Origin of the sequence: Micromonospora sp. MP36 (assembly GCF_008119785.1) — a bacterium.
Taxonomy (GTDB): Bacteria; Actinomycetota; Actinomycetes; order Mycobacteriales; family Micromonosporaceae; genus Micromonospora.
Window position 1 is genome coordinate 1 of record NZ_VSFA01000327.1, and the last position, 303, is coordinate 303.

The 303-nt window shown below is 69.3% G+C and carries 1 protein-coding gene; it reads left to right on the forward strand.

Going from position 1 to position 303, the window contains the following annotated elements:
- Positions 1–75 precede the first annotated feature (75 nt).
- Positions 76–303, forward strand: a 228-nt coding sequence (locus tag FXF52_RS41370) for a transposase (protein ID WP_148805104.1), incomplete at its 3' end; no start/stop codon positions are given.

Here is a 303-nt window from a genome sequence, read left to right on the forward strand (position 1 = left end):
GGGGAGTTGCCCCCTGGTCCTGGACACTTGAGCCTTGGATCGTGATGGTCCGGGGAGATCAGGAGTCCCTGACAAATGGTGATGAAGCACTACCCCGCCGAGTTCAAGGCTGACGCGGTCGCGTTGTACCGGTCTCGGCCGGGGGCGACGATCGCGCAGGTCGCTGACGATCTGGGTGTCAATCGGGAGACGTTGCGCAGTTGGGTCCGCGCCGATGATCGGCGTCGGGGCGTAGCGGCCGGGCCGGCGGGGCCGCCGGCGGCCGGTTCGGTGGAGGACGAGAACGCGGCGTTGCGGCGGCGG